Annotated in this window: 1 protein-coding gene; it reads right to left on the bottom strand. The window is 52.3% G+C overall.

Features of this window, described 5'->3' with window-relative positions:
* Positions 1–51: 51 nt before the first annotated feature.
* Positions 52–753, bottom strand: a complete 702-nt coding sequence (locus EK369_RS21380) for an IS6 family transposase (protein WP_127116289.1) — start codon at positions 751–753, stop codon at positions 52–54.
* Positions 754–814: the final 61 nt, after the last annotated feature.

The following is an 814-nucleotide window of genomic DNA, read 5'->3' as shown; positions in this document are numbered from 1 at the left end:
GGTGTTGTCACCTTAACAGCGCTACCAAGGAGAAATCCTGATACCTGTATTTCAAGCTGCCCGTGTGACGGCATTCCAAGCGTCGAAAGCCTCGAGACGGTGGTATCGAATTGTTAAGGCTGAGCGACGGCGGGCTGGAACGGAGAAGCAATTTCGGATGGCAGAGTGGATTGATACGAACCGCTGTAGATTTCCAGGCGAGCGATATCCCTGCATCGCCCTTTCCCGCTTTCGAAATGGCAAGTGGCTGTTCTCGGCCCGGTTGTTGAGGCCTTTGTGCGACCGATGCTCAACGCCCGGCGCGATCTCACGTTTGGCTGCACCATAGGACCTCAGTTTGTCCGTGATGAAACGTTTTGGTGCCCGTTCGTGTCTCTTCATCAACCTGTGAAACAGGCGTTTCGCTGCTTTCTTATCACGTTTTCGTTGAAGAATTTCATCCAAAACAACGCCGTTCTGATCAACAGCTCGCCACAGCCAGAATTTCCTACCTCTGATCTTCACGACGACTTCGTCCAGATGCCAAATGTCGCCGGGCACTGGTTGTCGGTGGCGCATTCTGCGCGCAATGGATGGGCCAAATTTCGCAACCCATCTGCGGATGGTCTCGTACGAAACATCAATCCCACGTTCCAGAAACATCTCTTCGACCTCGCGAAGGCTGAGGTTGAAACGACAATACAGCCAAACAGCGTGAGTGATAATTGCGGGTGGAAAACGATGACGCTTGTAACTGATTGATTGTATGCTCATCCGAGATGCCTACGAGCAAAATTCGACGGCAGCAACGAGGGCAGGTTTATGTGACAACGCC

This window comes from Shimia sediminis, assembly GCF_003990645.1.
GTDB classification, from domain to species: domain Bacteria; phylum Pseudomonadota; class Alphaproteobacteria; order Rhodobacterales; family Rhodobacteraceae; genus Shimia; species Shimia sediminis.
This window is presented reverse-complemented; position numbering and strand designations above follow the sequence as displayed.

Coding starts and splice junctions, on each gene's coding strand:
- EK369_RS21380 (WP_127116289.1), bottom strand. CDS start 753: ATGAGCATACAATCAATCAGTTACAAGCGTCATCGTTTTCCACCCGCA.